The sequence below is a fragment of the Paracoccus sp. PAR01 genome (genome assembly GCF_014851995.1).
Lineage (GTDB): Bacteria > Pseudomonadota > Alphaproteobacteria > Rhodobacterales > Rhodobacteraceae > Paracoccus > Paracoccus litorisediminis.
The window spans coordinates 1-670 of the sequence record NZ_JACVAW010000091.1 but is presented as its reverse complement, the minus strand read 5'-3'; the positions used below and the strand labels follow the sequence as shown (position 1 = coordinate 670).

Below are 670 nucleotides of genomic sequence, written 5' to 3'. Positions count from 1 at the left end.
CGAGGCTTTCGGCGGCGTTCCGGTCCGTCATCTGCATCTGGGTCAGATGATCCTGGGCTATTACCCCAAGGACAAGTTCCCGACGACCGGCTTCGGCCTGTGCATGTGGCTGCAATCCTTGGAACTGCCCGCACAGGTCCATCTGGCCGGATTTTCCTCAAAGCGCAGCGAACGTTGGAAGGTCTTTGACGTCCACGACTGGACATTTGAGCAAGTCCTGCTGCGCCTGCTGTCCCGCGAGGGCAAGTTCCGGATCATCGGCAGTGCGCCGGAAAACCCCTACCTGTCGATCGCCACGCATTTCCCGCAATTCTCGGCCACCGACATCGCGCTGACCGCCGATGAGGTTCTGTCCGAGCGCATGCTGGGCCTCAGCTCGATCGTCGACCGCCTGATGTCGGTGACCAAGGTGCTGCGGTTCTTCGACAACTCCTTCCGCAGGATCCGCCCCAAGACCCGCAAGCAGAAATTCCTGTCCAAGTCGCAGATCGACGCCCCCCCACCGTCACCCTAGTCCAGATCGGTCTGGATCCAGCGCGGCGCGTGGTGAATGTCGATGGTCTGCAGCCGTCCCGGCCCGATATTCACGAACCGATGCGGCACGCCCTTTGGTCCCAGCACCACTTCGCCTGCCCCGGCCTCGATCACCTCATCCCCGACAAAGAACCGC

General features: G+C 62.1%; 2 protein-coding genes. One reads left to right on the top strand and one right to left on the bottom strand.

Annotation, left to right across the window (positions count from 1 at the left end):
* The coding region (locus IB235_RS24815; protein WP_225612629.1) for a hypothetical protein at positions 1-514 on the top strand (514 nt) is incomplete at its 5' end.
* Here the strand turns inward: IB235_RS24815 and IB235_RS24810 are convergent.
* Positions 511-648 (bottom strand): hypothetical protein, encoded by a 138-nt coding sequence (locus IB235_RS24810; RefSeq protein ID WP_370577002.1) that lies wholly within the window; start codon positions 646-648, stop codon positions 511-513. The two genes, IB235_RS24815 and IB235_RS24810, sit on opposite strands and share 4 nt — an antisense overlap.
* Positions 649-670: the final 22 nt, after the last annotated feature.